This is a genomic window from Pseudomonas sp. HY7a-MNA-CIBAN-0227 (assembly GCF_040310325.1).
In the GTDB taxonomy this organism is placed as follows: Bacteria; Pseudomonadota; Gammaproteobacteria; order Pseudomonadales; family Pseudomonadaceae; genus Aquipseudomonas.
Genome location: NZ_JBEOPT010000006.1, coordinates 215,110 through 240,528, shown reverse-complemented (window position 1 = coordinate 240,528; position 25,419 = coordinate 215,110). Strand labels below are relative to the sequence as shown.

The 25,419-nt window shown below is 58.8% G+C and carries 20 protein-coding genes; 6 read left to right on the top strand and 14 right to left on the bottom strand.

All coding sequences use genetic code 11. From position 1 onward, the window contains the following. Nucleotides 1-35 precede the first annotated feature (35 nt). The 3 genes from AAEZ06_RS12940 to AAEZ06_RS12930 all read right to left on the bottom strand — a co-directional run bounded on the left by AAEZ06_RS12940 (nucleotide 36) and on the right by AAEZ06_RS12930 (nucleotide 5,441). Nucleotides 36-3,332: a DEAD/DEAH box helicase gene (locus AAEZ06_RS12940; protein WP_350614563.1), complete on the bottom strand. Its 3,297-nt coding sequence runs from the start codon at nucleotides 3,330-3,332 to the stop codon at nucleotides 36-38. A gap of 220 nt (nucleotides 3,333-3,552) precedes the next feature. Beyond that, a complete protein-coding gene (gene nagZ, locus AAEZ06_RS12935) occupies nucleotides 3,553-4,563 on the bottom strand; it encodes a beta-N-acetylhexosaminidase (RefSeq protein ID WP_149412894.1) in 1,011 nt (336 codons plus the stop codon). A 170-nt stretch (nucleotides 4,564-4,733) separates the two neighbouring features. Beyond that, nucleotides 4,734-5,441 (bottom strand): TetR/AcrR family transcriptional regulator, encoded by a 708-nt coding sequence (locus tag AAEZ06_RS12930; protein ID WP_149412893.1) that lies wholly within the window; start codon nucleotides 5,439-5,441, stop codon nucleotides 4,734-4,736. A 263-nt stretch (nucleotides 5,442-5,704) separates the two neighbouring features. On the opposite strand from AAEZ06_RS12930, the gene lexA reads away from it, so the two are divergent. Together lexA and sulA are read left to right on the top strand one after the other, a co-directional pair. Continuing rightward, entirely contained in the window at nucleotides 5,705-6,313 is a 609-nt protein-coding gene (gene lexA / locus AAEZ06_RS12925) for a transcriptional repressor LexA (RefSeq protein WP_003172575.1), read from the top strand. Nucleotides 6,314-6,323: 10 nt separating this feature from the next. After that, entirely contained in the window at nucleotides 6,324-6,800 is a 477-nt protein-coding gene (gene sulA / locus AAEZ06_RS12920) for an SOS-induced cell division inhibitor SulA (protein WP_149412892.1), read from the top strand. A 161-nt stretch (nucleotides 6,801-6,961) separates the two neighbouring features. Here sulA and AAEZ06_RS12915 read toward each other — a convergent pair whose 3' ends face one another. From AAEZ06_RS12915 to AAEZ06_RS12885, 7 genes are all read right to left on the bottom strand, one after another. Next, entirely contained in the window at nucleotides 6,962-7,195 is a 234-nt protein-coding gene (locus AAEZ06_RS12915; protein WP_149412891.1) for a hypothetical protein, read from the bottom strand. A 132-nt stretch (nucleotides 7,196-7,327) separates the two neighbouring features. Beyond that, nucleotides 7,328-7,846 (bottom strand): DUF6586 family protein, encoded by a 519-nt coding sequence (locus tag AAEZ06_RS12910; protein ID WP_149412890.1) that lies wholly within the window; start codon nucleotides 7,844-7,846, stop codon nucleotides 7,328-7,330. Between the two features lie 147 nt (nucleotides 7,847-7,993). Next, nucleotides 7,994-10,615 carry a type I DNA topoisomerase gene (gene topA, locus AAEZ06_RS12905; protein ID WP_149412889.1) on the bottom strand — a complete coding sequence of 874 codons (2,622 nt, stop codon included), beginning with the start codon at nucleotides 10,613-10,615 and terminating at the stop codon, nucleotides 7,994-7,996. A gap of 114 nt (nucleotides 10,616-10,729) precedes the next feature. Further along, nucleotides 10,730-10,966: a DUF1653 domain-containing protein gene (locus AAEZ06_RS12900; RefSeq protein WP_010176359.1), complete on the bottom strand. Its 237-nt coding sequence runs from the start codon at nucleotides 10,964-10,966 to the stop codon at nucleotides 10,730-10,732. Between the two features lie 98 nt (nucleotides 10,967-11,064). Further along, the gene (gene fadA, locus AAEZ06_RS12895; protein WP_133101602.1) at nucleotides 11,065-12,240 is read right to left on the bottom strand and encodes an acetyl-CoA C-acyltransferase FadA; all 1,176 of its coding nucleotides are present in this window, start codon (nucleotides 12,238-12,240) and stop codon (nucleotides 11,065-11,067) included. Between the two features lie 29 nt (nucleotides 12,241-12,269). Beyond that, complete coding sequence (fadB, locus tag AAEZ06_RS12890) at nucleotides 12,270-14,417, bottom strand: fatty acid oxidation complex subunit alpha FadB (RefSeq protein ID WP_350614558.1); 2,148 nt, start codon at nucleotides 14,415-14,417, stop codon at nucleotides 12,270-12,272. A 516-nt stretch (nucleotides 14,418-14,933) separates the two neighbouring features. Next, nucleotides 14,934-15,371 (bottom strand): hypothetical protein, encoded by a 438-nt coding sequence (locus tag AAEZ06_RS12885; RefSeq protein ID WP_149412887.1) that lies wholly within the window; start codon nucleotides 15,369-15,371, stop codon nucleotides 14,934-14,936. A 104-nt stretch (nucleotides 15,372-15,475) separates the two neighbouring features. Here AAEZ06_RS12885 and AAEZ06_RS12880 point away from each other — a divergent pair, with 104 nt between their 5' ends. Then, a complete protein-coding gene (locus AAEZ06_RS12880; protein WP_149412886.1) occupies nucleotides 15,476-15,913 on the top strand; it encodes a universal stress protein in 438 nt (145 codons plus the stop codon). A 151-nt stretch (nucleotides 15,914-16,064) separates the two neighbouring features. On the opposite strand, the gene AAEZ06_RS12875 is transcribed toward AAEZ06_RS12880, so the two are convergent. Beyond that, nucleotides 16,065-17,975, bottom strand: coding sequence for an ATP-binding cassette domain-containing protein (locus tag AAEZ06_RS12875; RefSeq protein WP_350614555.1), 1,911 nt, complete (start codon nucleotides 17,973-17,975; stop codon nucleotides 16,065-16,067). A gap of 212 nt (nucleotides 17,976-18,187) precedes the next feature. On the opposite strand from AAEZ06_RS12875, the gene AAEZ06_RS12870 reads away from it, so the two are divergent. Further along, complete coding sequence (locus AAEZ06_RS12870; RefSeq protein WP_149412884.1) at nucleotides 18,188-20,116, top strand: transglycosylase SLT domain-containing protein; 1,929 nt, start codon at nucleotides 18,188-18,190, stop codon at nucleotides 20,114-20,116. A 90-nt stretch (nucleotides 20,117-20,206) separates the two neighbouring features. Here the strand turns inward: AAEZ06_RS12870 and AAEZ06_RS12865 are convergent, their stop codons facing one another. Continuing rightward, nucleotides 20,207-21,982: an ABC transporter transmembrane domain-containing protein gene (locus AAEZ06_RS12865; protein ID WP_350614552.1), complete on the bottom strand. Its 1,776-nt coding sequence runs from the start codon at nucleotides 21,980-21,982 to the stop codon at nucleotides 20,207-20,209. Nucleotides 21,983-22,236: 254 nt separating this feature from the next. Between AAEZ06_RS12865 and AAEZ06_RS12860 the strand changes: the two genes are divergently transcribed. Next, nucleotides 22,237-22,410, top strand: coding sequence for a PA1571 family protein (locus AAEZ06_RS12860; protein ID WP_178114403.1), 174 nt, complete (start codon nucleotides 22,237-22,239; stop codon nucleotides 22,408-22,410). A gap of 57 nt (nucleotides 22,411-22,467) precedes the next feature. Here the strand turns inward: AAEZ06_RS12860 and pdxB are convergent, their stop codons facing one another. Next, the gene (gene pdxB, locus AAEZ06_RS12855) at nucleotides 22,468-23,610 is read right to left on the bottom strand and encodes a 4-phosphoerythronate dehydrogenase PdxB (protein WP_350614550.1); all 1,143 of its coding nucleotides are present in this window, start codon (nucleotides 23,608-23,610) and stop codon (nucleotides 22,468-22,470) included. A 143-nt stretch (nucleotides 23,611-23,753) separates the two neighbouring features. Here pdxB and AAEZ06_RS12850 point away from each other — a divergent pair, with 143 nt between their 5' ends. Continuing rightward, nucleotides 23,754-25,148, top strand: coding sequence for an MATE family efflux transporter (locus AAEZ06_RS12850; RefSeq protein WP_350614548.1), 1,395 nt, complete (start codon nucleotides 23,754-23,756; stop codon nucleotides 25,146-25,148). Here the strand turns inward: AAEZ06_RS12850 and tusA are convergent. Then, nucleotides 25,145-25,396, bottom strand: a complete 252-nt coding sequence (gene tusA, locus AAEZ06_RS12845) for a sulfurtransferase TusA (RefSeq protein WP_133101612.1) — start codon at nucleotides 25,394-25,396, stop codon at nucleotides 25,145-25,147. The two genes, AAEZ06_RS12850 and tusA, sit on opposite strands and share 4 nt — an antisense overlap. Nucleotides 25,397-25,419 lie beyond the last annotated feature (23 nt).

The window sequence follows — 25,419 nt, the reverse complement described above, 5'->3', positions numbered from 1 at the left end:
TCGCGGGCAAACCCGCGATGGCTGCGACTTGGTCTTCAGCCAGGCAACGGAGCAAACAGCGCCTCGATGTCCCGCGGTTCCAGCTTCCAGCCCGCACTGGCGCCGCCTTCAAGCACGCCGCTGGCCAGAGCAGCTTTCTCCTGCTGCAATGCCTGAATTTTCTCCTCAACCGTACCGCGGGCGATCATCTTGTAGACGAACACCGGCTTATCTTGCCCGATACGGTAAGCACGATCCGTCGCCTGGTTTTCCACCGCAGGGTTCCACCACGGGTCGTAGTGGATCACCGTATCGGCAGCCGTCAGGTTCAAGCCCGTACCGCCCGCCTTCAAACTGATCAGGAACAACGGCGTCTTGCCGTCCTGGAAGTTCTTGACCGGTGTACGTCGATCAAGGGTTTCACCGGTCAGGATCGAATAATCGACCTGACGCTGCTTCAACTCTTCTTCAATCAGCGCCAACATCGAGGTGAATTGCGAGAACAGCAAAATACGCCGCCCCTCGCTGAGCAGCTCCTCCACCATCTCCATCAAACTGCCCAGTTTTCCCGTGCCTGCGCGAGCGACTTTGAAGACCGGTGCCGACTTGACCAGCCGCAAGTCACAACACACCTGCCGCAGCTTGAGCAGCGCTTCCAGAATGATGATCTGGCTGCGCGCCACACCATGGCGACTGATCTCGTCGCGCACCTTTTTATCCATGGCCACGCGTACGGTTTCATAGACATCCCGTTGCGCGTCGCTCAAGTCCACCCAGTGGACAATTTCGGTCTTGGGCGGCAATTCAGTCGCCACCTGTTCCTTTTTGCGGCGCAACAGGAAGGGTTTTATCCGGGCCGTAAGGTGCTGCATCCGCTGCACGTTACCGTGCTTTTCGATGGGTGTGCGGTAATCACGATTGAAGGTTTTGCTGTCGCCTAGCCATCCTGGCAACAGGAAATGGAACAACGACCAGAGCTCACCCAAATGGTTTTCCAGCGGCGTTCCTGAAAGGCACAAGCGTTGACCGGCTTCCAGTTGCCGTGCGGCCTGGGCGGCCTTGCTGTTGGGGTTCTTGATGTTTTGCGCCTCGTCCAGGATCAACACACTCCAGCGTTGCGCCTGCAAGACTTCGAGGTCCCGGGGCAGCAGCGCATAGGTGGTGAGTACCACGTCGTAATCGGTCAAACGCGTGAACTCTTCCTGGCGTTGAGCACCATGCAGTGCCAGCACCTTGAGTTGTGGGGTGAAACGGGCGGCCTCATCCTGCCAGTTGGGGATCAGACTGGTTGGCATGACGGCCAGCGCAGGGGTAAGCAAACGACCGACCTGTTTTTCGCAGAGTAGATGCGCAAGAGCTTGCAGGGTTTTGCCCAGGCCCATGTCATCGCCCAGGATGCCGCCGACTTCCAGTTCACGCAGGGTCTGCATCCAGTTCAGGCCTTCGAGCTGGTAGCCGCGAAGTTCGGCGTTCAGCCCTTGGGGGGCGGGCACATGGGCATGAGTGGAGTCCTTCAAGCGTTTGGCAAAGTTGCGCAGGCGCTCACCGCCTTGCCATACCAGAGGAATGCCATCCAGATCGCTCAGCCGTGCAGCGTCCGGTGCATTCAGACGCAGCGAGGTCCCCTCGGGCTCACGCAAATAGAGTTCGCCAAGGGTCGCCATCAACGGTTTGATGCGTCCGTAAGGCAGCGCAACCTTGGTTTTCTGACCGGCACCTAGAGCGACCAGCAGGCGCTCGTCATCATCGCGATCTGCCAGATAAGCCGGTTGAAGCAACTGCGGCTGACGGCGCATCAAGTTCAGAACGATAGGCAGCAGGCTGTGGCGCTCGCCATTGACCTCAATACCCAATTCCAGATCAAACCACTCCCGCCCGGGGGACTCCTCGATGTCCGCGTACCAGTGGTCCACCGCTTCCACGTCGTAGTAAAAGCCGGGGTTGACGATCACTTCCCAACCGGACTCACGCAGTGCGGGTAAACCGGCCTCAACGAAGTTCAACCAGGCCTCATCGCTGGGCAGGTCAAACATTTCTCCCGCACTCTCGGGCAACGCCTGGGTCTTGCGGGTTACCTTGGCAAACCCCAACCCTGCAAGCGCCTTGCGCAGGGATTTTTCGGCGGCAGGCTTGCGCTGGATACGCTGGGTTTCGGTGCCCGTCAGCAGCAGGATTTCCGTGGAGGCCTTATCACTTCCAAGACTCGCTCCATAGCGATAGGCCAACGCTGCGCGATGCTCAATGGATGGCATCTGGCGGTGGTAAGCAGCATTGTAGGAATGAGATTCATGACTGCCCAAGGTCAGGCAAGCTCGTGGTTCAATATCGTCGATGACTCGCTCAGTCAGCTTCTGCGGTGGAGGAATGGCCGAAGCCACCGCGCTGATGCGATGGCTGAACAGGGCAACGTCGCGTGCGGGAATCTCGGGCAACTGGCACATATGGCAGGCCAGGGTTGCATTCATATCGTGTTCCAGCGGCCCAAGCTCCATACGCGTGCGGTCGAGGTAATAGAGTGGCTTGAGGGCCAGGACATCAGTCAGCGGTTGCTCAGCACTGTGCCACTGCGGGCGGTAGTCACCATTGGGCTGCTCGACCCATCTGAAATGGGCGACTTGGCTGGGGCCCGAAGTGAGCAACTGCACCGGATCGAAGTCGTAAAACAATCTCCCGGTCTTCATCGCCAGTTCAAGGATTTGCGCACCAGCCTCTCCCTCCAGTGGATAACTGCTGCTGTACCGACCGTACGTTTGGCCGAGCAGCAGCAAACGCGCGATCCGCTTGTCCACCTCAAGGAGATAAGCAGGCGAACGTATCAACGTTTCGTCCAACGAATAGAGCGACTTGATGTCACTCAGACCGCCATTTTTCAGCTGACGTGCCTTGTACACTGCCAATGACCACTGACCTGCAACCCGACTTGTCTGGAACTTGTACAACACTCGGGTATTGGCGCCCTTGGCGTAAGTCTCGACCTCAGGGACGGGGGCAGGAATGCTGTTGAGCCAACGTTCAAGGTCAGGGCTCAGACGGGAATTAGTATTGGCAGCCGACTGTTTGAAATAAGTCGTCTCAAGATAGATAAGGACCGCAGCGCAGTGTTTGCAGTCACTGACCATCGGGCAGGAGCACTCACAATCAAGCCTGGGCGAACCTGAATATTCTTCCAGTGAAATAATCTGCTGGTAGAGGTTTGTACCTGAACCTCGACACTGCGCATGAAGGATGTTCGAGCCCGTATCCACTATCTGGACCCGGTCATCCTTTGCGTAATTGATGGCGCGATCAAAAGTACCCTGATCAAAAAGCTCAGCCCAGTCCAGTTCTAGAATTCGGTCAATAAGTATCGTCATGGGCTGGGATGTTATCGCAGCCGGACATTTCTTCAATATGGTTTTTCTCACAGAGAACTATGAAAAAACCACACTTCAAGACTGATTTATCTGACACCAACAAAAGTGAATAAACACGCCCCAATCAGCCATTCAAGACTCTTGCCAGCCGGGTGATTTCAAGGTGCGGGCCCTGGGTGCAGGCGCCCGCTAGTGGTGCCGCCGATAATCGCGTAACCCGTTAATCGATCAGTTGAGCTTCTCTGAGGGCGCCCAGAGCAGCCAGCCAGCGTGGGTCCTGCTTGTATTCGATGGAGGCAATGCCTTGCCCGCGCATCCGAGCAATACGGGCCGACGGTGTGACCTTCATGCGCTGGGCGGCGCTCAGGGCCAACTCGGCAGCAGCGCGGTCGTTGCACACCAGGCCCATGTCGCAACCGGCGGTCAGCGCCGCTTCGATACGACTGGCGGCGTCACCCACCACATGAGCACCGGCCATGGACAGGTCGTCACTGAAAATCACCCCGTCGAACTGCAACTCACCTCGCAGGATGTCCTGCAGCCAGCGGCGAGAGAAGCCGGCGGGTTGTGCATCGACTTGTGGGTAAATGACATGGGCCGGCATCACTGCGGCCAACTGCTTGCTCAGCCGTGCGAAAGGCACCAGATCATTGGCCCTAATCTGTTCCAGGCTGCGCTCATCATTGGGAATCGCAACGTGGGAATCGGCTTCAGCCCAGCCGTGACCGGGGAAGTGCTTGCCCGTAGCAGCCATGCCGGCGCTGTTCATGCCGCGGATAAAGGCGCCAGCCAGCAAGGCGGCCCGCTCGGGATCGCCCTCGAATGAACGGCTGCCAACAACGGCGCTGCGCTGGTAATCCAGGTCCAGCACCGGGGCGAAGCTCAGGTCCAGACCAACTGCCAGCACTTCGGTGGCCATGATCCAACCACATTGCTCAGCGAGGTATTCGGCGTTGGGGTTATCGGCCAGGGCACGCATGGCTGGCAGGCGCACAAAACCTTGGCGCAAACGCTGAACGCGACCGCCTTCCTGATCGACCGCCAACAACACGTCCGGGCGCACGGCACGAATCGCCGCGCTCAACTCACGCACCTGGCGTGGATGCTCGATATTGCGCGCAAAAATGATCAGGCCGCCTACCTCAGGCTGTCGCAACAAGTGGCGATCTTCAGCCGTCAGCCAGGTACCGGCGACGTCCACCATCAATGAACCTTGCAGGGCAGCAGTCATAAACCTTCCTTAAATAACGCGCGCAAACCGAAGCCCTCGCGAGGTCGCATCGCCAGAATTGAACCTGGCAATGAACGCTCGGCGAGAGCAACGGGTTGTGGATAAATAGCTGTAATCGGCATGGGTGGCTAGCTTAGCGGATGCAAGCCGCCACGCACACCCAAGAGCGGTTAAACCTTGGCGGCGGCTGGCGCCGACTTGCTGCGCGGGCGCAACTGGGCAGCGGCCATGGCCTGGTCAGTGACGCCGGTTTCGGCGCGCATGCCGGCCGCGAGGAACGGCACCATCAGGCGCATCACCTGCTCGATGGAGGTGTTGACGCCAAAGTCGGTTTCGGCAATCGCCCGCAAGGCCTTGATTCCGGACATGCTGAACGCTGCAGCGCCGAGCATGAAGTGCACGCGCCAAAACAATTCGATAGGAGGGATGCGAGGTGCTGCTTCGTTGACCAGCAGCATATAGCGGCGGAACACCTTGCCGTACATGTCTTCCAGGTAACGACGCAAATGCCCCTGGCTCTGGCTGAATGCCAGGCCCAGCAGGCGCATGAAGATCGATAGGTCGTTGCCGCTGCGTGGCTGGACCACCAGCGCTTGCTCGACGAGAATTTCCAGCAGGTCTTCCAGGCTTGGCTTGTGATCTGCCTTGGCCTGGCGGCGCTCCAGTTCACGATCAAGGCTGGCGCAGAACGGCCCCAGGAACCGCGAGAACACCGCCTGGATCAGGGCTTTTTTCGAGCCGAAATGATAGTTCACCGCCGCCAGGTTGACCCCGGCTTTGCTGGTGATCAGCCGCAATGAGGTTTCAGCAAATCCTTTTTCCGCGAACAGCTGCTCGGCAGCATCGAGAATGCGTTCAACGGTTTCCGACTGGGCCATGGCTACTCCGCCTGACAAACACTTGTTTGAAACATACGTTTCACCTTATGTATTGTCAAGCCTGCGGGTCCGCTTTCCGGCTGAGCAGTCAGCTATTTCATCACTATTTAATCACATCTGGCGGGGCCTGTAGGCAGCGCTGTCGCTGGAGCGTTATACGGCTGATGGATGACCGTCCAGCGGAGTTAATAAAAACGATGATTGCCAAGCGCAGTTCACTGTATATAATCCCAGTCACTGTATAAAAAGACAGAGCGATCAACATGCTAAAACTGACGCCACGCCAAGCTGAGATTCTGGCTTTTATCAAGCGCTGCCTCGACGACAACGGTTATCCGCCGACACGGGCTGAAATTGCGCTGGAGCTGGGATTCAAGTCACCCAATGCCGCTGAAGAACACCTGAAGGCCCTCGCCCGCAAAGGCGCGATCGAGATGACGCCAGGCGCTTCAAGAGGCATCCGCATCCCTGGTTTCGAGGCCAAGGCCGACGAATCGACGCTGCCGATCATTGGCCGTGTTGCTGCCGGTGCGCCGATCCTGGCCCAACAGCACGTCGAAGAATCCTGCAACATCAACCCGACATTCTTCCACCCTCGCGCTGACTATCTGCTGCGGGTTCATGGCATGAGCATGAAGGATGTCGGTATTTTTGACGGTGACTTGTTGGCCGTCCATACCACTCGCGAAGCCCGTAATGGCCAGATCGTCGTCGCCCGCATCGGTGATGAAGTCACGGTAAAACGCTTCAAGCGTGAAGGCAGCAAGGTCTGGCTCCTGGCCGAAAACCCTGAGTTCGCCCCCATTGAAGTGAACCTCAAAGACCAGGATCTGGTGATCGAAGGCTTGAGTGTCGGCGTTATTCGCCGCTAACGGAGGCATCATGCAGTTTCCACACGCACCGCAACACACACAACTGCCGTTGTTTGAGGCCTTCATGATGGCCCAGCCCCTTGCGCCGATTCTCAAGGAAGCGGTCGAGTCACCCTGGATCACCGAACCCGAGGCATTCAGTGAATTGTCGTTGCGCGGCGCTGCCGGGAACTGCCTGAGCCTGCTGGCCCCCATTCTTCGCGAACTGAGCGAGGAACAGGACGCCCGCTGGCTGACCTTGATCGCCCCGCCCTCAAGCCTGACCCAGGCCTGGTTACGGGACGCCGGTCTGAATCGCGAGCGTATCCTGCTGCTGCAACCACGGGGCACTCAAAGCGCCCAGCAATTAACTTGCGAAGCTTTACGCCTGGGGCGAAGCCACACCGTGGTCAGTTGGCTGAACCCGCTGAGCACAACAGCCAGGCAACAGTTGATCAGTGCAGCACGCACGGGCGACGCACAGAGTTTGAATATTCGACTTGGATAAAGCCGGTGTTCACGCGCAAAGCGTTACCGCTGCAAGCACGAAAGACCGTCCGATTGCAGCTCTGACTTTCAGCCAGTGCCTGCGATGGACGCCAGGCTTCTCCAGGATTGAGAAGCCGGTCTGTAACTTTGACTCACACCAAAAAAAACCGACAGACGGACTCAGTGAAGAATCCGTGGGCCGTCGTCTTTCTCCGGCTCGCCTTCAGCCAGGCGCCCGGCCATCTGCACACCGACGCTCAACATGGCTTTTGCCACTTCCACGTACTGGCCTTGCAGGAACGCCTTCGCGTCCTCGGAGAAGTCCAAAGTCACCAGAGAACCCTCGTCCTCAGCCCTGCGCAGCTCAATTCGGCCGTCGGGCAATTCAACAATTTCCAGAAAGGAAGTTGGCATAAAAGTCTGTTCTCCACGAAAGGCCGGGATTATATCAGTCTTGTGGCAAGCGGGCTTGTTGTGGCGAGCGGGCTCGTCACAACAAGCCCGCTTTCACATTGAGTGATCATTGATCTATCGAGCGCGCGCGACTTAGCACTCGTTAAGCCCATCCCGAAACCGAATTGCCAGTTTCTTCAGTTCCTGGCGCCAGCTTTCCAGCTCTACCCTGCTCAGCGGCGCCGGGCCCTCCTCCAGGCTCACCGCCACGATCAGCGGTTGGGTCACATCGCCCTTGGGCTTGTGCGGCACCCGTGGCGGCTGGAACATCGCCGCATGGGCCACCAACAAACGCGCCAGCCAACTGTCCGGGCTCTGTGCCATTTCCACCAGTTCGGCCAACTCCGGGATCGCCATGGACTCCAGCACTTCGCGGGTCAGGATCATCTCGGCCCGTGGCGCACCGGCTTGAGGCAAGCGGTAGAACCCGGCGATTTCATGGCACAAGCCCAGCAACGCACCATAAAGGTGAAACAACGCCGATTCACGCCCCGCCTGCACCAGCGCGATAGCGTTCATCTCCTTGCCCTCCTCCGCACGGCCAAGGGCTTCCAGGGACAAACCCGCGAAGTAAATTTTCTGGTTGGTACGGGTATAGAGTTCGTTGGCCATGAAGGCAGTCTCCACAACGAATAAGGCGTAATACTGGCTGTGTAGGAGCGAGCTTGCTCGCGAAGAATTCAAGAATAACGCGTTTAGCCAGAATGCCCGCGTTATCGTTAACGACCTTCGCGAGCAAGCTCGCTCCTACAAACCGAATCAAGCGCCTTGACGCTTGTCCTCGACCTTCCACTTGCCACCGTCGTAGAACGCTTTCCAGCCGGTAGGCTTGCCCTCGACTTCGGTCTGTACGTACTGCTCCTTGGTCTTGCGGCTGTAGCGGATCACAGCCGGACGACCGTCGGGATCTTTCTTCGGAGCTTCGCAGAGGAAGTGGTACTTCGGATCGATCTCGTCCTTGTGGGGCACGATCTCGATCACCAGTGGCGCGCGAGTCTCACGGTTTTTCGGGAACTGGCTGGCTGCCAGGAACAAACCAGAAGCACCGTCGCGCAGGATGTAGGTGTCGTTGACCTTCTGGCACTTGAGTTCAGGCATCTTCACCGGGTCCATCTTCGGCGGCGCCGCATCACCGCTTTTGAGCAGTTTGCGGGTGTTCTTGCAGGTCGGGTTGGTGCAACCGAAGAACTTGCCGAAACGGCCCGTCTTGAGCTGCATCTCGCTGCCGCACTTGTCGCATTCCAGGCTCGGGCCTTCGTAGCCCTTGATACGGTAGCTACCTTCCTCGATCTCGTAGCCGTTGCAATCCGGATTGTTACCGCAGATATGCAGCTTATGCTTCTCGTCCAACAGGTAGGCGTCCATCGCCGTACTGCAGATCGGGCAACGGTGCTTGCCGCGCAGTACCAGGGATTCAGATTCACCCTCGTCATCGGCAGCGATCTCGTCACCCGGCACTAGGTTGACAGTGGCCTTGCAACGCTCTTTCGGCGGCAGGCTGTAGCCCGAGCAACCGAGGAATACACCGGTGGACGCAGTACGAATCTGCATCGGCCGCCCACAGGTGAGGCACGCAATGTCCGTCATCACCGGCTGGTTGGCGCGCATGCCATTCTCAGCGCTTTCGGCGACTTCCAGTTTCTTCTTGAAGTCACCGTAGAACTCGTCGAGTACGTTTTTCCAGTCGCGTTCGCCCTGGGCAACGTCATCGAGGTTCTCTTCCATACCGGCGGTGAAGCCGTAGTCCATCAGGTTGGAGAAGCTCTCGGATAGACGCTCGGTAACGATGTCGCCCATCTTTTCCGAATAGAAACGACGGTTATGCAGGGCCACGTAGCCACGGTCCTGGATGGTGGAGATGATCGCCGCGTAGGTCGAAGGACGACCGATACCGCGTTTTTCCATCTCTTTCACCAGGCTGGCTTCCGAATAACGGGCCGGCGGCTTGGTGAAGTGCTGGGTCGGATCAAGCTTGATCAGCTTCATCACGTCGCCCTGAGCCATGTCCGGCAGCACGTCGTCGTCGCCCGGCTTGGCGATTTGCGGCATGACGCGGGTGTAGCCATCGAACTTGAGGATGCGGCCCTTGGCCCGCAACTCGAAGTCCCCAGCGGCGACGCTGACGGTGGTCGACAGGTATTGTGCCGGCAGCATCTGGCAGGCCAGGAACTGTCGCCAGATCAACTCGTAGAGGCGCTCAGCGTCACGTTCCATGCCAGTCAGTTTGCTTGGCTCGGTGTTGGCGTCAGACGGACGAATCGCCTCGTGAGCCTCTTGTGCGCCTTCCTTGCTGCTGTAGACGTTCGGGTTTTCCGGCAGGTACTTCTTGCCGAACTCGCCTTCAATATAAGTACGCGCCATCGCGACTGCATCCAACGACAGGTTGGTGGAGTCGGTACGCATATAGGTGATGTAGCCCGCTTCATACAGACGCTGGGCCATCATCATCGTCTTCTTCACGCCGAAGCCCAGCCGGTTGCTCGCGGCCTGCTGCAAGGTGGAGGTGATGAACGGCGCCGAAGGCTTGCTGCTGGTGGGCTTGTCTTCACGCTTGACGATGCTGTAGCTGGAAGCCTTGAGCTTCTCCAGCGCGGCCATGGCCTGGGCTTCGTTGAGCGGCTTGAAGGCCTCGCCTTTCTCGCGGGCCACGTCAAAGCGCACGGTTGCGCCCTTGGCGCTGCCGAGATCAGCATGGATTTCCCAGTATTCTTCAGGGTTGAACGCACGAATCTCGCGCTCACGCTCCACCACCAGCTTCACCGCTACCGATTGCACACGGCCGGCGGACAGACCACGGGCGATCTTCGCCCACAGCAGTGGCGAGACCATGTAACCCACGACGCGGTCGAGGAAACGACGGGCCTGTTGAGCGTTGACCCGATCGATGTCCAGTTCGCCCGGCTTGGAGAAGGCTTCCTGAATCGCCTTCTTGGTGATTTCGTTAAACACCACGCGCTTGTAGCGGCTGTCATCACCACCGATGGCTTCGCGCAGGTGCCAGGCAATGGCTTCCCCCTCGCGATCCAAGTCGGTTGCGAGATAGATGATGTCAGCATCCTTGGCGAGCCGGCGCAGCTCTTCGATGACCTTTTCCTTGCCCGGGAGGATCTCGTACTGGGCTTTCCAGCCATGGTCGGGATCGACACCCATGCGCGAGACCAGCTGCTTGCGCGCTTTCTCTTTAGGCGTTAGTACCGGACCTTCGCCCGCAGCCGCCTTGCCGCGCTTGGCGGCAGGCTCCTTGCTGGCGCTAGCCGAACCGCTGGTGGGCAGGTCTCGGATATGGCCGATACTCGACTTCACCACGTACTCGTTACCCAAGTACTTGTTGATGGTCTTGGCCTTAGCCGGGGATTCCACAATGACCAGCGATTTGCCCATGGATCGGAAAATTCCTGAATTCGAGAAGTGAAAGGCGGTTGGCGCCTGACGCGGCAACGCTATATATAGTGGCAACAAGGTGAGGTCAAGCGCAGCATTGCGCGCGGCCTGCCTTTATTGCGCTGAAAAAAGGCTCGGTTCGACCTGGATCAAAGCAAAGCGCGGGACCTGCTCGCCGTCAACTTCGACGGTCTCCAGGAACATGCTCAAGGGACGCACCCAAAAGCCGTAATCGCCATACAGTGCTTGGTAAAACACCACTTCTTCTTCGGTCTCGGAATGCCGCGCAACATTAAAAACGCGGTACTGCGGACCTTTATAATGCTGGTAGAGCCCGGGTTCGACTTTCATGCTCTGGCGCTCTTACAAAACTTGTTAAAAAAAAATACAAAAACTTCCAAAAAACAAAAAACCGGGGCACTTGGCCCCGGCTTCCGTCAACACAACGTTTAGATACGTTCGAAGACGGTGGAGATGCCTTGGCCGAGACCAATGCACATGGTGGCTACCCCGAGGTTGCCGCCATTTTGCTTCATCACGTTAAGCAACGTGCCGGAGATTCGCGCGCCAGAGCAACCGAATGGGTGACCCAGGGCAATCGCGCCGCCGTGCAGGTTAACCTTCTCGTTCATCTTGTCGAGCACTTTCAAATCTTTCAGCACTGGCAGGGCCTGTGCGGCGAAAGCTTCGTTGAGTTCGAAGAAGTCGATGTCGGAGATAGTTAGGCCCGCGCGCTTCAGTGCTTTTTGTGTGGCCGGTACTGGACCATAGCCCATGATCGCCGGGTCCACACCTGCCACTGCCATCGAACGAATCACTGCCATCGGCTGAATACCCAGGTCCTGGGCACGCTGGGCCGACATCACGATCATGCACGAAGCACCGTCAGTGATCTGCGACGAAGTACCGGCTGTCACGGTGCCGCCCTTGGGATTGAAGGCAGGCTTGAGGGCCGCCAGGCTTTCCAGGGTGGTGTCCGGACGAATGGTTTCGTCGTAGTCAAACAGTTTCAGGAAACCGTTCTCGTCGTAGCCGTTCATCGGGATGATTTCATCCTTGAACTTGCCTTCCAGGGTCGCCTTGTGGGCGAGCTGGTGGGAGCGCACGCCGAATGCGTCCTGGGCCTCACGGGTGATGCCGTGCATCTTGCCGAGCATTTCTGCGGTCAAGCCCATCATGCCCGAGGCTTTCGCCGCGTAGAGGGACATGTGCGGATTCGGATCGACACCGTGCATCATGCTGACGTGGCCCATGTGCTCGACGCCACCCACCACAAATACATCACCGTTGCCGGTCATGATCGCTTGCGCGGCAGTGTGCAAGGCACTCATGGACGAGCCACACAGGCGGCTGACGGTCTGGGCAGCAGCAGTGTGCGGGATCGGTGTCATCAGCGACACCATGCGCGCGATGTTCCAGCCCTGCTCCAGGGTCTGGTTCACACAGCCCCAGATCACGTCTTCGACTTCGCTCGGATCGACCTTGACGTTGCGCTCCAGCAACTTGCTGATCAGGTGCGCCGACATGTCTTCGGCGCGGGTGTTGCGGTGCATGCCGCCCTTGGAGCGGCCCATTGGAGTGCGACCGAAGTCGACAATCACGACGTCTCTTGGATTCAAGCTCATAAATATTCTCGCTCTAGTCGTTTGGGCGCTTAACCGAAGAAGCTCTGGCCGTTTTTGGCCATCTCACGTAGCTTCGCAGTCGGGTGGTACAGCGGGCCCAAATCAGCGTACTGATCAGCCAGGGCAACGAACTCGGCCACACCGATCGAATCGATGTAACGCAGCGCACCGCCACGGAATGGAGGGAAACCAATACCGTAGACCAGACCCATGTCAGCTTCGGCAGCGGTTTCGACAATGCCGTCTTCCAGGCAGCGCACGGTTTCCAGGCACAGAGCGATCATCATCCAGTTGATGATGTCCTCGTCGGACACTTCACGCTGTTCGTAGACGATCGGCTTGAGCACTTCCAGCACCGACGGATCGGCGACTTTCTTCTGCTTGCCGCGCTTGTCGGTTTCGTAGGCGTAGAAGCCCTTGCCATTCTTCTGGCCCAGGCGCTTGGCTTCGTAGAGCGCATCGATGGCCGAACGACGGTCGTCTTTCATGCGGTCCGGGAAGCCTTCAGCCATTACGTCGCGACCGTGGTGGCCGGTGTCGATACCGACCACGTCCATCAGGTACGCCGGGCCCATTGGCCAGCCGAATTTTTCCATGACCTTGTCGATACGGACGAAGTCCACACCAGCGCTGACCAACTTGGCGAAACCGCCGAAGTACGGGAACAGCACACGGTTGACCAAAAAGCCCGGGCAGTCATTGACGACGATTGGGTTCTTGCCCATTTTCTTGGCGTAGGCCACGGTGGTGGCAACGGCCAGCTCACTGGACTTCTCGCCACGGATCACTTCCACCAGCGGCATCATGTGCACCGGGTTGAAGAAGTGCATGCCGACGAAGTTTTCCGGACGCTTGAGGGCCTTGGCCAGCAATGTGATGGAAATGGTCGAGGTGTTGGAAGCCAGGATGGTGTCTTCACCGACATGGGCCTCGACTTCAGCCAGTACCGCCTGCTTGACCTTCGGGTTCTCGACAACCGCTTCGACCACCAGGTCGACGTGGCCGAAATCACCGTAGGACAGGGTCGGACGAATGCCGTTGAGCACTTCGGCCATCTTGGCTGCAGTCATGCGACCTTTATCAACGCGGCCCACCAGCAGTTTCGCGGCTTCTGCCAGACCCTGCTCGATACCGTGCTCGTTGATGTCTTTCATCAGGATCGGCGTGCCTTTGGACGCCGACTGATAGGCGATACCGCCACCCATGATACCGGCGCCGAGTACGGCAGCCTGTTTCACGTCCTTGGCGATTTCGTCGTAGACCTTGGCCTTTTTCTTCAGTTCCTGATCGTTCAGGAACAGACCGATCAAGCTCTGCGCGGCAGAGGTCTTGGCCAGTTTGACGAAACCTGCGGCTTCGATTTCCAGCGCCTTGTCGCGACCGAAGTTCGCGGCTTTCTGGATAGTCTTGATGGCTTCAACCGGCGCCGGGTAGTTCGGGCCGGCTTGGCCAGCGACGAAACCCTTGGCGGTTTCGAACGACATCATTTGCTCGATAGCGTTGAGCTTGAGTTTTTCCAGCTTCGGCTGACGCTTGGCCTTGTAGTCAAATTCGCCGCTGATGGCGCCTTTGATCAGGCTCAGTGCAGCTTCGGCCAGCTTCTCGGGAGCAACCACGGCATCGACGGCGCCGACTTTCAGCGCGTCTTCAGCACGGTTTTCCTTGCCAGCGGCGATCCATTCGATGGCGTTGTCGGCACCGATGATGCGCGGCAGGCGCACGGTACCGCCAAAGCCTGGGTAGATGCCCAGCTTGACTTCCGGCAGACCGATTTTCGCGGTCGTGGCCATGACGCGGTAGTCCGCAGCCAGGCACATTTCCAGACCGCCGCCCAGGGCGATGCCATTGATCGCGGCAACGGTCGGTACGTTGAGGTCTTCGAAATCGCTGAAAATCTTGTTGGCTTCGAGGTTGCCAGCCACAAGCTCGGCATCGGGCAGCTTGAAGCTCTCGACGAATTCGGTGATGTCAGCGCCGACGATAAACACGTCCTTGCCGCTGGAAACGATCACGCCCTTGACCGAAGCATCTGCTTTGATGGCGTCTACGGCCTGACGCAGTTCGTTCAGGGTTAGACGGTTGAACTTGTTGACGGACTCACCCTTGAGGTCGAATTTCAATTCGACGATGCCACTTTCAAGAGCCTTAACCGTGATGGCTTTACCTTCGTAAATCATCAACTGATCTCCACGATATGGAAGCTGAACAGTACACGTCGGACGCAGGCACAAGCTTCAGCATTGACGTTACCGTCGATGCTAACGCCAATTCGCCAGGCACACCCGCCAACGCGATAGTCGGGATTCTGTAGAAGCGCTCGCTAATACAAACGCTCAATTCATACGCCCGTTTGATTTGGGTACGCCACCTTCATCCAAATTCCGACAATTGTCAATCGCCCGAAAGGGCCTGAAAAACGCGACTTTTCAGTCATTTCAGAACCATGAGGGCAAGTTGCAGGCGGATGGATGGCGAACCATTCACGCAATCAATAATAAGAAAATACGTGCGAAGGCCTGTACAGACTGGCGTCAGTAGCTACGCTAGCGGCAACCTTAGCAAGATCACATGAACGCTTGGATGAGTATCCGGCGTGAAATGAAAGCCAGCATTGAAGAGTTTCCGGCCTGCCTGGCCAACCCCGCCCGATGTTGATATCGGGCTTTTTATTGCCCGCGAAAACATACCGCCCCTCAGGCCAGCGCCTTGAGCAACGCAGTAATGTCCTGCAAAACACTCATCTCACCCTTCTCACCCCAGTACAAAGTGATCATCTGCGCATCCGCCTCCACCTTGTAGACGTTGTCGGGCAGCGTCGCAAAATGTGGCAACAATTTCTCGTCAACGCAGACTTCCTGCCACTGGTTGACCCACACACCCGGCTCCAACTGCCAATAGCTCCAGATCGAAGGCCGGCTGCCGCGCCGTGGCCGGTGATACTGCGCACACGGGCTCGGCGGCTCCTGCTTGAGCCAGTGCGGCCAATCCTGGGGCGCCAGTTGCATGGCCAGGCCAATGCGGCGTGCCTCCATGCGCAGGGCCATGCGTCCACTCGAATGACGCGATGGACGCAGCCATGCCAGAGGGCTCAAAACCACCGCAAGGATTGACACCACTATCCAGACCGTCATATGTGTACTCCCGAATTCTTGATGAGCGGATTTGACCTGACGCAAGCCCATCCGCTTGAAACCAGCCATACTGAACTTATCGCTTTCCTTTGGAGGAACTCTTCATGCCCTACCAACATATTCTGGTCGCTGTGGATCTGACCGAAGAGTGCGATCCGGTGATCAAACGCGCCGTTGAACTTGCCGGCGACACCGTCAAGCTGTCCCTGGTGCATATCGTCGAACCCATGGCCATGGCCTTTGGCGGCGATGTACCGATGGACCTTTCACAATTGCAACAACAACAGTTCGATCAAGCCAAAGAACGTCTTGAGCGATTGATTGCCAAGTATCCGGCACTGAAAAAAGATCAGAGCCACCTGACCTACGGCCAGCCGCGCCAGGAAATCCATCACCTGGCCAAGGAACAAGGCTGTGACCTGATTGTGGTCGGCAGCCATGGCCGTCATGGCCTGGCCTTGCTGCTGGGCTCCACCGCCAATGATGTGCTGCATGGCGCGCCATGTGATGTGCTGGCAGTGAGACTGATCAAAGCAGTGTAGGAGCGAGCTTGCTCGCGAAAAACCTGAGAGCACCTCACCGTGCCAGGCACCCCGCGTTATCGTTAACGAGCATCACGAGCAAACTAGTTCCTACAAAAAACCCGGCGTTCACCTAAGTGCACGCCGGGTTTTTTTATTACCGCAGAATCAATCAGGCATCCAGCTCGGCCCAACGCTCAACCAATACGTCCAACTCAGCCTGCAACTGCTCAAGGGAAGCAATGACCTTGGCGGTTTCAGCCGCAGGACGCTGATAGAAACTCGCGTCAGCCATTTCGGCCTCGACGCCAGCAATCTGCTTTTCCTTGGCGTCGATATCACCCGGCAACGCTTCCAGCTCGCGCTGCAGCTTGTAGCTGAGCTTCTTCTTTGCCACCGGTGCTTCTGCAGGAGCAGCGGCAGCCGGCGTCACCACGGCCGAAGCCAGGTCAGCCTTGCCGGATTTGCTTTCGGTCACGCCCAGCAGGCGCGGCGAGCCGCCCTGACGCAGCCAGTCCTGATAACCACCGACGTATTCGCGAACCTTGCCTTCACCTTCAAAGACCAGGGTGCTGGTGACCACGTTGTCGAGGAATGCCCGATCGTGACTGACCATCAGCACGGTGCCGTTGAAAGTCAACAAGACCTCTTCCAGCAGCTCCAGGGTTTCCACGTCCAGGTCGTTGGTCGGTTCATCGAGCACCAGCAGGTTGGCCGGTTTGCTGAACAGCTTGGCCAACAGCAGGCGCGCACGCTCACCGCCAGACAATGCCTTGACCGGCGTACGTGCACGTTGCGGGCTGAACAGGAAGTCGCCCAGGTAGCTCAGCACGTGGCGGCTCTGGCCGTCGATATCGATAAAGTCGCGACCTTCGGCGACGTTGTCGATCACGGTTTTCTCTAGGTCCAACTGGTGACGCAACTGGTCGAAGTAGGCTACGTCGATGCGCGTGCCCTCTTCCACTTTACCGCTGGTCGGTTGAAGGCCGTTGAGCATCAGCTTGAGCAAGGTGGTCTTGCCGGTACCGTTGGCGCCGAGCAAACCAATGCGGTCGCCGCGCTGCAGGACCATCGAGAAGTCCTTGATCAGGAACGGGCCGCCCGGGTGAGCGAAGCTCACGTTGTCCAGGACCATTACCTGCTTACCCGACTTGTCGGCGGTATCCAGCTGAATGTTGGCCTTGCCGGTGCGCTCACGACGCTCGCTACGCTCGTTGCGCAGGGCTTTCAGAGCGCGTACGCGACCTTCGTTACGGGTGCGACGCGCCTTGATGCCCTGCCGGATCCAGACTTCTTCCTGGGCAAGCTTCTTGTCGAACAGCGCGTTGGCGGTATCTTCAGCCGACAGAGCCGCCTCTTTATGTACCAGGAAGCTGGCGTAGTCGCCGTCCCAGTCGATCAGGCCACCGCGATCCAGTTCCAGGATGCGGGTCGCTAGGTTTTGCAGGAAGGAACGGTCGTGCGTGATAAACAGCACAGCGCCCTGGAAGTCCTTGAGGGCTTCTTCCAGCCAGGCAATTGCGCCGATATCCAGGTGGTTAGTCGGTTCGTCGAGCAGCAACAGGTCCGGTTCGGAAACCAGGGCCTGGGCCAGCAGGACGCGACGACGCCAGCCGCCGGACAATTCGGCGAGGGTCTTGTCGGCAGGCAGTTGCAGGCGGCTGAGGGTGCTGTCGACCAATTGCTGCAGGCGCCAGCCGTCACGGGCTTCGAGGTCGTGCTGGACGTGCATCAGCTTGTCCAGGTCAGCGGCGGTGACGATGTTCTGGCTCAAGTGGTGGTATTGCGCAAGCAACTCACCGACACCATCCAGGCCTTCGGCAACCACGTCGAACACAGTCCGTTCGTCGGCCACCGGCAATTCTTGCGGCAATTCGCCAATCTTGAGGCCCGGGGCGCGCCAGACAGAGCCTTCATCGGGCTTCTGGTCGCCTTTTACCAGCTTCATCATGCTGGACTTGCCGGTGCCGTTGCGGCCGATGATACACACCCGCTCACCACGGGCGATCTGCCAGGACACCTTGTCCAACAACGGCATAGCGCCGAAAGCAAGGGACACATCGCTGAATTTGAGCAGGGTCATGAGCTTCTCCAAAAACTGGGCGCGTATTCTACCTGACTTAGGGCCTGAGGCGGCCGGCATTTTCGCCGCCGACATGTTCTGCAGAAGATTTCCAGCGAACTTGAACGAAGCAGCCGGCAAAGCTTTCACCGGTTGCAGGCAAAAGGCTAAGCTAGAGGTAATCAGTGCCGGCAGCGTCGGCACTAGTCGTGATTTCTCTGCACGGACGTCTCATGCGCAGTCGCCTTTTCAATTTTTTATCTTGCCTACTTCTTTCCGCCACTGCCGCTCAAACCGCCCAGGCTGTGGACTTGACCACCCAACGCCAATATTACGATCAAGCCAAGCGGGCATTGGCCAAAGGCGACACTGGCCCTTACATGCAATACAGCCAGGCCCTGGCGGATTATCCGCTGACGCCGTACCTGGCCTACGACGAACTGACCGCCCGACTGAAATCCGCCAGCAACCAGGAGATCGAACAATTCCTGGCAAAAAACGGCGACCTGCCCCAGGCCAACTGGATGAAACTGCGCTGGTTACGCTGGCTGGCCGAACGGGGTGACTGGCAGACCTTTGAAAAGTACTACGACGCCAAGCTCAATTTCACCGAACTGGACTGCCTCCATGGCCAGTTCCAGCTAAGCCACAACCTCAAGGCCGAAGGCTATAAAACTGCCGAGAAACTGTGGCTCACCGGTAAATCCCAACCCGCCGCCTGCGATGCGACGTTTGGACAATGGGCCGCTGACGGCCAACTGACCGAACAGAAAATCTGGGACCGCACCAAACTGGCCGCCGAAGCGCGCAACTACGCGCTGGCCAACAGCCTGGTGAAAACCCTGCCCACCCTCGGCGTCCAAGGCCGACTGATGGTGGACGTCGCGCAAAAGCCTGACTTGCTCAGCGACCCATCACGCTTCCTGCCGGCGACCGAGGCAATGTCCGACGCGGTCGGCCTGGGTCTTCGCCGCCTGGCACGCCAGGACCCCGAAAAGGCCTTGGCCTTGCTCGATGGGTATGCCACCAGCATGCATTTCTCCCGTGACGAAAAAGTGTCCATCGCCCGGGAAATCGGCTTGACCCTGGCGCGACGCTACGACCCTCGCGCCCTGGACGTGATGACCAAATACGACCCGGAATTGCGGGACAACACCGTTTCCGAATGGCGCCTGCGGCTGCTGTTGCGCCTCGCTCGCTGGGAAGACGCTTATCAATTGACTCGCAAACTGCCCCAGGACCTGGCCACCACCAACCGCTGGCGCTACTGGCAAGCCCGCGCCCTGGAGTTGGCCGAACCGAAAAACCCGCACGCCTTGGTGCTGTACAAGGGCTTGGCGCAGGAGCGGGACTTCTACGGTTTCCTCGCGGCGGATCGCTCCCAAGCTCCGTACCAGTTGAACAACAAGCCACTGGTGATGAGTCAGGCGCTGGTCAACAAGGTACGTAACACCCCTGGCGTACGCCGCGCCCTGGAGTTCTACGCCCGTGGCCAGATCGTCGATGGCCGCCGCGAGTGGTACCACGTCAGCCGCCACTTCAACCGCGATGAAATGGTCGCCCAGGCCAAGCTGGCCTATGACATGAAGTGGTATTTCCCGGCAATTCGCACCATTAGCCAGGCAAAATACTGGGACGACCTGGACATCCGTTTCCCCATGGCCCACCGCGATACCCTGGTGCGCGAAGCCAAAGTTCGCGGCCTGCACTCAAGCTGGGTGTTTGCCATCACCCGCCAGGAAAGCGCCTTCATGGACGACGCCCGCTCCGGCGTCGGCGCCAGCGGCCTGATGCAACTGATGCCCGCCACCGCCAAGGAAACCGCGCGCAAGTTCAGCATCCCGCTAGCCTCACCGCAGCAAGTGCTGGACCCGGACAAGAACATCCAGCTCGGCGCTGCGTACCTCAGCCAGGTTCACAGCCAATTCAATGGCAACCGGGTCCTCGCTTCTGCCGCCTACAACGCAGGCCCCGGCCGGGTGCGCCAATGGCTGCGCGGCGCTGATCACCTGAGTTTCGACGTGTGGGTGGAAAGCATCCCATTCGACGAAACCCGCCAGTACGTGCAGAACGTGCTGTCTTACTCGGTGATCTACGGGCAAAAGCTCAACGCACCACAGCCTTTGGTGGATTGGCACGAGCGGTATTTTGATGATCAGTAAGATGGCAGTGGCAAGCGACAAGCCTTGAGCTTCAAGCTGAAATGAAAATGCCCGCATTAAGAGATGCGGGCATTTTTTATGGCCGACGATTTAACCTGTATGCGGCTCCCTGTCCCCATCGCTGAACTGCAACGCCGCCAACCGCGCATACAGAGGGTTACTGGCAATTAATTGTTGATGCGTCCCCACCGCCACCAACTTGCCTTGATCCATCACTGCAATCCGGTCGGCATTTTTCACGGTGGCCAACCGATGGGCGATCACCAGCGTGGTACGACCCTGCATCAATTGAGGCAAGGCTTGCTGGATCAAGTGTTCGCTCTGGGCATCAAGGGCGCTGGTGGCTTCGTCCAGCAGCAGGATAGGCGCGTCCACCAGCAGCGCGCGGGCGATAGCCAGGCGCTGGCGCTGACCACCGGAAAGGCCCATGCCGCCGTCGCCCAGGTGAGTCTGGTAGCCATCAGGCATTTGCAGGATGAAGTCGTGGGCGTGGGCGATACGAGCAGCTTCTTCGACTTGGGCAAACGTGGCCGAGGGGTTGCCGTAACGAATGTTTTCTTCGATGCTGCCGAAGAACAGCGCCGGGCTCTGGGAGACCAGGGCGAAGCAGCGGCGCAGGTCCAGCGGGTCCAGTTCGGTAAGGGCGTGGCCTTCCAGCATAACGCGGCCTTGTTGTGGATCGTAGAAGCGCAGCAGCAGGTCGAAGAGGGTTGATTTACCGGCACCGGACGGCCCTACCAATGCCAGGGTTTCACCTGCATTGACGGTCAGATTCAGGCCGTCGATGGCAAAGCGATCTGGACGTGACGGGTAGGAAAAGCTCAGATCTTGCAACGCCAGGCTACCGCTTACCCGCTCAGGCAGTTTGACGGTGCCATTGGCGGGCGCCTGGATTTCATTACTCGACTGCAACAACTCGGCAATACGCTCTGCCGCGCCCGCCGCCCGTTGCAGCTCGCCGATCACTTCGCTCAGGGTGCCGAAGGCGCTACCGACAATCAGGCTGTAAAACACAAAGGCCGCCAGCTCGCCGCCGGATATGCGCCCTGCCATCACGTCCATACCACCAACCCAGAGCATCACGCCCACGGCGCCCAGTACCAGCACGATCACCAGGGTGATGAGCCAGGCGCGCTGGACGATGCGCTTGCGCGCGGTATCGAAGGCCTCTTCCACGGTCACGGCGAAGCGCTGTTCGTCCTGGCGCTGGTGGTTGTAGGCCTGAACGGTTTTGATCTGGCCAAGGGTTTCCGACACGTAGCTGCCGACATCAGCGATGCGGTCCTGGCTCAACCGCGACAGGCTGCGCACCCGGCGACCGAAAATCAGAATCGGCGCCAGCACCAACGGCAGCGCAACCACCACGATGCTGGTGAGCTTGGGGTTGGTGATGAACAGCAGCACGATCCCACCGATCACCATCAAGGCATTGCGCAGGAATAGGGACAGCGACGAACCGATCACCGATTGCAGCAACGTGGTATCAGCGGTCAGGCGCGACTGGATTTCCGAGCTGCGGTTGTTTTCATAGAAGCCTGGATGCAGGTAGATCAGGTGGTTGAATACCTGCCGTCGAATGTCCGCCACGCAACGCTCGCCGATCCACGACACCAGGTAGAAGCGGGCAAAGGTACCCACTGCCAGGCCCACTACCAGAATCATAAACAAGCCGATGGACTGGTTGAGCAAATGGGGTGATTGGGTCATGAACCCCTGGTCCACCAACAGGCGGATACCCTGCCCCATGGATAAGGTGATGCCGGCGGTGACAATCAGCGCCAGCAAGGCACCCAGTGCCTGCCATCGATAAGGCGCGATAAAGCGGCTGGCCAGGCGAATGGCGCGGCGTTGAGGGGCTGAGAGCATGGAGAACTTCACCTGATGGAAACAGCCTCAAGCCTACACCGCAATTCAATGGAATTTGGCTAAATCACAATGAGTCAGGTTAATTATGCTCATCAACGATAGCTTCTAGAGGCTATCGGTCTAAAGTCCGGCTGGAAATCTGTAGCGGCTTCTGCTGGACTAGGGACTCGAACCGCCGATCTTGCAGGGCGCTGTAACAGCTCGGTCATGCGGGGGTTTTAGAGTAGGTACACAACCTGATGAGGAGACAGGCCATGTCCTTGCAAAATAGCAGCGATGCCAACATTGAAGTGATCCGCCAACCGCAGCATTTGCCTTGCTCGTATATCGACGCTCAAGGCCGCGAGGTGCAGATTACCGAAGACATGATCCAGGACGCTTGCCGAGAACTGGAACAAAAATTGGTCAAGCCTGCCGAGCAAGGCTGATACGCCCGCACCCTTTCAGAACCGGCCTACAGGGCCGGTTTTTTATGGTCGTGAATATCAGGAGACCGTCGCACCGAGTGCCGTGACGATAGCACCCAACTGCGCCGACTCCCCGTTGATCCGCACCTTCAACCCATCAATCTCCCGACGTTCAGGATAGTGCTTGCGCAGCAGATCAAACGCTTTGCGCTGCTCTTCCAAGGTTCCCACAAGGCTGCGACGCAAATCCGCGTCGTCGCGGCGCGGGTCGTAGACACTGCGGCACAACATGGCCAAGGCCCGGGTTGGATCGGTGCTGGCATTGAGGCTGACTTCAGCCAACCAGGGCTCAGGCAGCAAGTCGCTTAACTGAATGCTCGGTGCTTGCCCAAGATGTTTACAAAGCGCGTGATAGATCTGGGCCGTGCCGCGCTGCTTGCCATCGAGGCTATAACCGGCAATGTGCGGAGTTGCCAACACACACAAGTCGGCCAGTTCGGCATCCACCTGTGGCTCGCCTTCCCAGACATCCAGCACCGCTTGCAGGTCTTCGCGCTCCAGCAGCACGTCCTTGAGGGCCGAGTTATCCACCACCGGGCCACGGCTGGCGTTGATCAGCCAGGTGCCGGTTTTGAGTTGGTTCAGACGCTGACGATCAAACAGGTGCCAAGTGGAGCCATTGCCGGACTTGTTCAGCGGCGTGTGCAGGCTGATGACGTCGCACTGCTCGACAATCTGTTCCAGGCTGACGAAATCACCGTCTTCGGCGACTTGCCGTGGCGGGTCGCAGACCAGCACATTCCAGCCCAGGCCCTTGAGGACCTTGACCAGTCGCCCACCGACCTCACCCGCACCTACTACGCCGTAAGTGCGTTGAGCCAGGTCCACTCCTTCGATCTCGGCCAAGGTCAGCAGGCTGCCCAGCACATAGTCGACCACTCCACGGGCATTGCAGCCCGGCGCGCTGGACCACTGGATGCCGGCCCGCTGGAAGTAGTCGAGGTCCAGGTGGTCGGTGCCAATGGTGCACGTCCCAACAAAGCGCACCGGCGTGCCTTGCAGCAACGCGCGGTTGACGTTAGTGACCGAACGCACCAACAGCACATCCGCTTGCTCAAGGGTGGCGCGGTCAATGGAACGGCCGGGCACCCGTCGGATCTCGCCAAACGCTTCGAAGAAGGCGTCGAGCAGCGGGATATTTTCGTCGGCAACAATCAGCATGGCAGGCTCCTTTCGCGGATCAGCAGTGTACAGGGGTGGGAAGGTAGACCGTTTACAAATCCACAACACAGGTTTTTTCCTGACCGATGCGTCAAGGCGTAGAATGCGCCGTCCTGCGCTCCCCCCCTTTCTGGACTACGTACGTGAACACTGCAGCTGATACCCTCACCCGCCCCGCCCGCGTGCGCCTGGAAGTGCGCAACCTGCTGGCCCTGGCCCTACCGATCATAATCGGGCAACTGGCGACTACCGCCATGGGCTTTGTCGATGCGGTAATGGCCGGGCGTGTCAGCTCAAGAGACCTGGCGGCGGTGGCCCTGGGCAACTCGATCTGGATTCCGGTGTACCTGCTGATGACCGGCACCCTGCTGGCCACCACTCCGAAGGTCGCCCAGCGCTTTGGCGCCGGCAAGCACCGCGAGATCGGGCCGCTGGTGCGTCAGTCGTTGTGGCTGGCGCTGGTGGTCGGGATCACGGCACTGTTGCTGCTGATCAGCGCCGAGCCAATCCTGCATGCAATGAAGGTCGACCCCGAACTGATCACGCCGAGCATGGGCTACCTGCACGGTATCGCCTCGGGCATGCCAGCGATTGCACTGTATTACGTGCTGCGCTGCTTCAGTGATGGCCTGGGACGAACGCGGCCGAGCATGGTCATGGGCCTGTGCGGGCTGGCGCTGAATATTCCACTGAACTATGTGTTCATCTACGGGCATTTCGGCGTACCGGCAATGGGCGGCATCGGTTGCGGCTGGGCCACGGCGATTGTGATGTGGGTGATGATGCTCGGCCTGGCCGCCTGGACGCACTGGGCGCCGGTCTATCAGTCGAGCGAGTTGTTCAAGCGCTTCGATTGGCCGCAATGGGCGGTGATCAAGCGGGTACTGAACATCGGCTTGCCCATTGGCATTGCGATCTTTGCCGAATCGAGCATCTTCGCGGTGATCGCCCTGCTGATCGGCAGTCTCGGCGCCACGGTGGTGGCCGGGCACCAGATCGCCCTGAACTTCAGTTCCCTGGTGTTCATGATTCCCTACTCCCTGAGCATGGCTGTCACCGTACGGGTCGGCCAGGCTCTGGGCCGTGGCGAGCCTCGTGAAGCGCGCTTTGCCGCCGGCGTGGGGATGGGCACGGCACTGGCCTACGCCTGCCTGTCTTGCAGCCTGATGTTGCTGTTTCGCGAGCAGATCGCAACCATCTACACCTCGGACCCCATGGTGATCCAGATAGCAGCGATGCTGATTGTGTTTTCTGCGCTGTTCCAGTTTTCCGATGCGATCCAGGTCACGGCCGCCGGCGCCTTGCGCGGTTATCAGGACACACGGGTGACCATGATCCTGACCCTGTTCGCTTATTGGGCCGTGGGCCTGCCGGTGGGTTACGTGCTGGGGCTAACGGACTGGCTGGGCGAGGCCCGTGGTCCGAGCGGCTTGTGGCAAGGGCTGATCGTGGGGTTGAGCTGTGCAGCAGTGATGCTGGTGATCCGCCTGACACGCAGTGCGCGCAAGCGGATTCGTTTTGAGCAGGCCAGGGCTTAAACGGACTTCTTGCGAATCCAGTACAGGTAGGTGCCTGCCTGCTCCTGCTGGTCCACCAGTTCATGGTCGAGGAACACGCAGAACTTGGGGATATCGCGACGGGTCGAGGGATCGGTCGCGATGACCTTGAGCAAACCACCAGGCGCCAGGTCGCGGATGTGCTGGTGCAGCATCATTACCGGTTCCGGGCAGTGGAGGCCGGTGGCGTCGAGGATACCGTCGACGGCGGTGTCAAAAATGTCGCTCATCACTCACTCCTGAAACTGGCCGC

Coding starts and splice junctions, on each gene's coding strand:
- AAEZ06_RS12940 (WP_350614563.1), bottom strand. CDS start 3,332: ATGACGATACTTATTGACCGAATTCTAGAACTGGACTGGGCTGAGCTT.
- nagZ (WP_149412894.1), bottom strand. CDS start 4,563: ATGACTGCTGCCCTGCAAGGTTCATTGATGGTGGACGTCGCCGGTACC.
- AAEZ06_RS12930 (WP_149412893.1), bottom strand. CDS start 5,441: ATGGCCCAGTCGGAAACCGTTGAACGCATTCTCGATGCTGCCGAGCAG.
- lexA (WP_003172575.1), top strand. CDS start 5,705: ATGCTAAAACTGACGCCACGCCAAGCTGAGATTCTGGCTTTTATCAAG.
- sulA (WP_149412892.1), top strand. CDS start 6,324: ATGCAGTTTCCACACGCACCGCAACACACACAACTGCCGTTGTTTGAG.
- AAEZ06_RS12915 (WP_149412891.1), bottom strand. CDS start 7,195: ATGCCAACTTCCTTTCTGGAAATTGTTGAATTGCCCGACGGCCGAATT.
- AAEZ06_RS12910 (WP_149412890.1), bottom strand. CDS start 7,846: ATGGCCAACGAACTCTATACCCGTACCAACCAGAAAATTTACTTCGCG.
- topA (WP_149412889.1), bottom strand. CDS start 10,615: ATGGGCAAATCGCTGGTCATTGTGGAATCCCCGGCTAAGGCCAAGACC.
- AAEZ06_RS12900 (WP_010176359.1), bottom strand. CDS start 10,966: ATGAAAGTCGAACCCGGGCTCTACCAGCATTATAAAGGTCCGCAGTAC.
- fadA (WP_133101602.1), bottom strand. CDS start 12,240: ATGAGCTTGAATCCAAGAGACGTCGTGATTGTCGACTTCGGTCGCACT.
- fadB (WP_350614558.1), bottom strand. CDS start 14,417: ATGATTTACGAAGGTAAAGCCATCACGGTTAAGGCTCTTGAAAGTGGC.
- AAEZ06_RS12885 (WP_149412887.1), bottom strand. CDS start 15,371: ATGACGGTCTGGATAGTGGTGTCAATCCTTGCGGTGGTTTTGAGCCCT.
- AAEZ06_RS12880 (WP_149412886.1), top strand. CDS start 15,476: ATGCCCTACCAACATATTCTGGTCGCTGTGGATCTGACCGAAGAGTGC.
- AAEZ06_RS12875 (WP_350614555.1), bottom strand. CDS start 17,975: ATGACCCTGCTCAAATTCAGCGATGTGTCCCTTGCTTTCGGCGCTATG.
- AAEZ06_RS12870 (WP_149412884.1), top strand. CDS start 18,188: ATGCGCAGTCGCCTTTTCAATTTTTTATCTTGCCTACTTCTTTCCGCC.
- AAEZ06_RS12865 (WP_350614552.1), bottom strand. CDS start 21,982: ATGCTCTCAGCCCCTCAACGCCGCGCCATTCGCCTGGCCAGCCGCTTT.
- AAEZ06_RS12860 (WP_178114403.1), top strand. CDS start 22,237: ATGTCCTTGCAAAATAGCAGCGATGCCAACATTGAAGTGATCCGCCAA.
- pdxB (WP_350614550.1), bottom strand. CDS start 23,610: ATGCTGATTGTTGCCGACGAAAATATCCCGCTGCTCGACGCCTTCTTC.
- tusA (WP_133101612.1), bottom strand. CDS start 25,396: ATGAGCGACATTTTTGACACCGCCGTCGACGGTATCCTCGACGCCACC.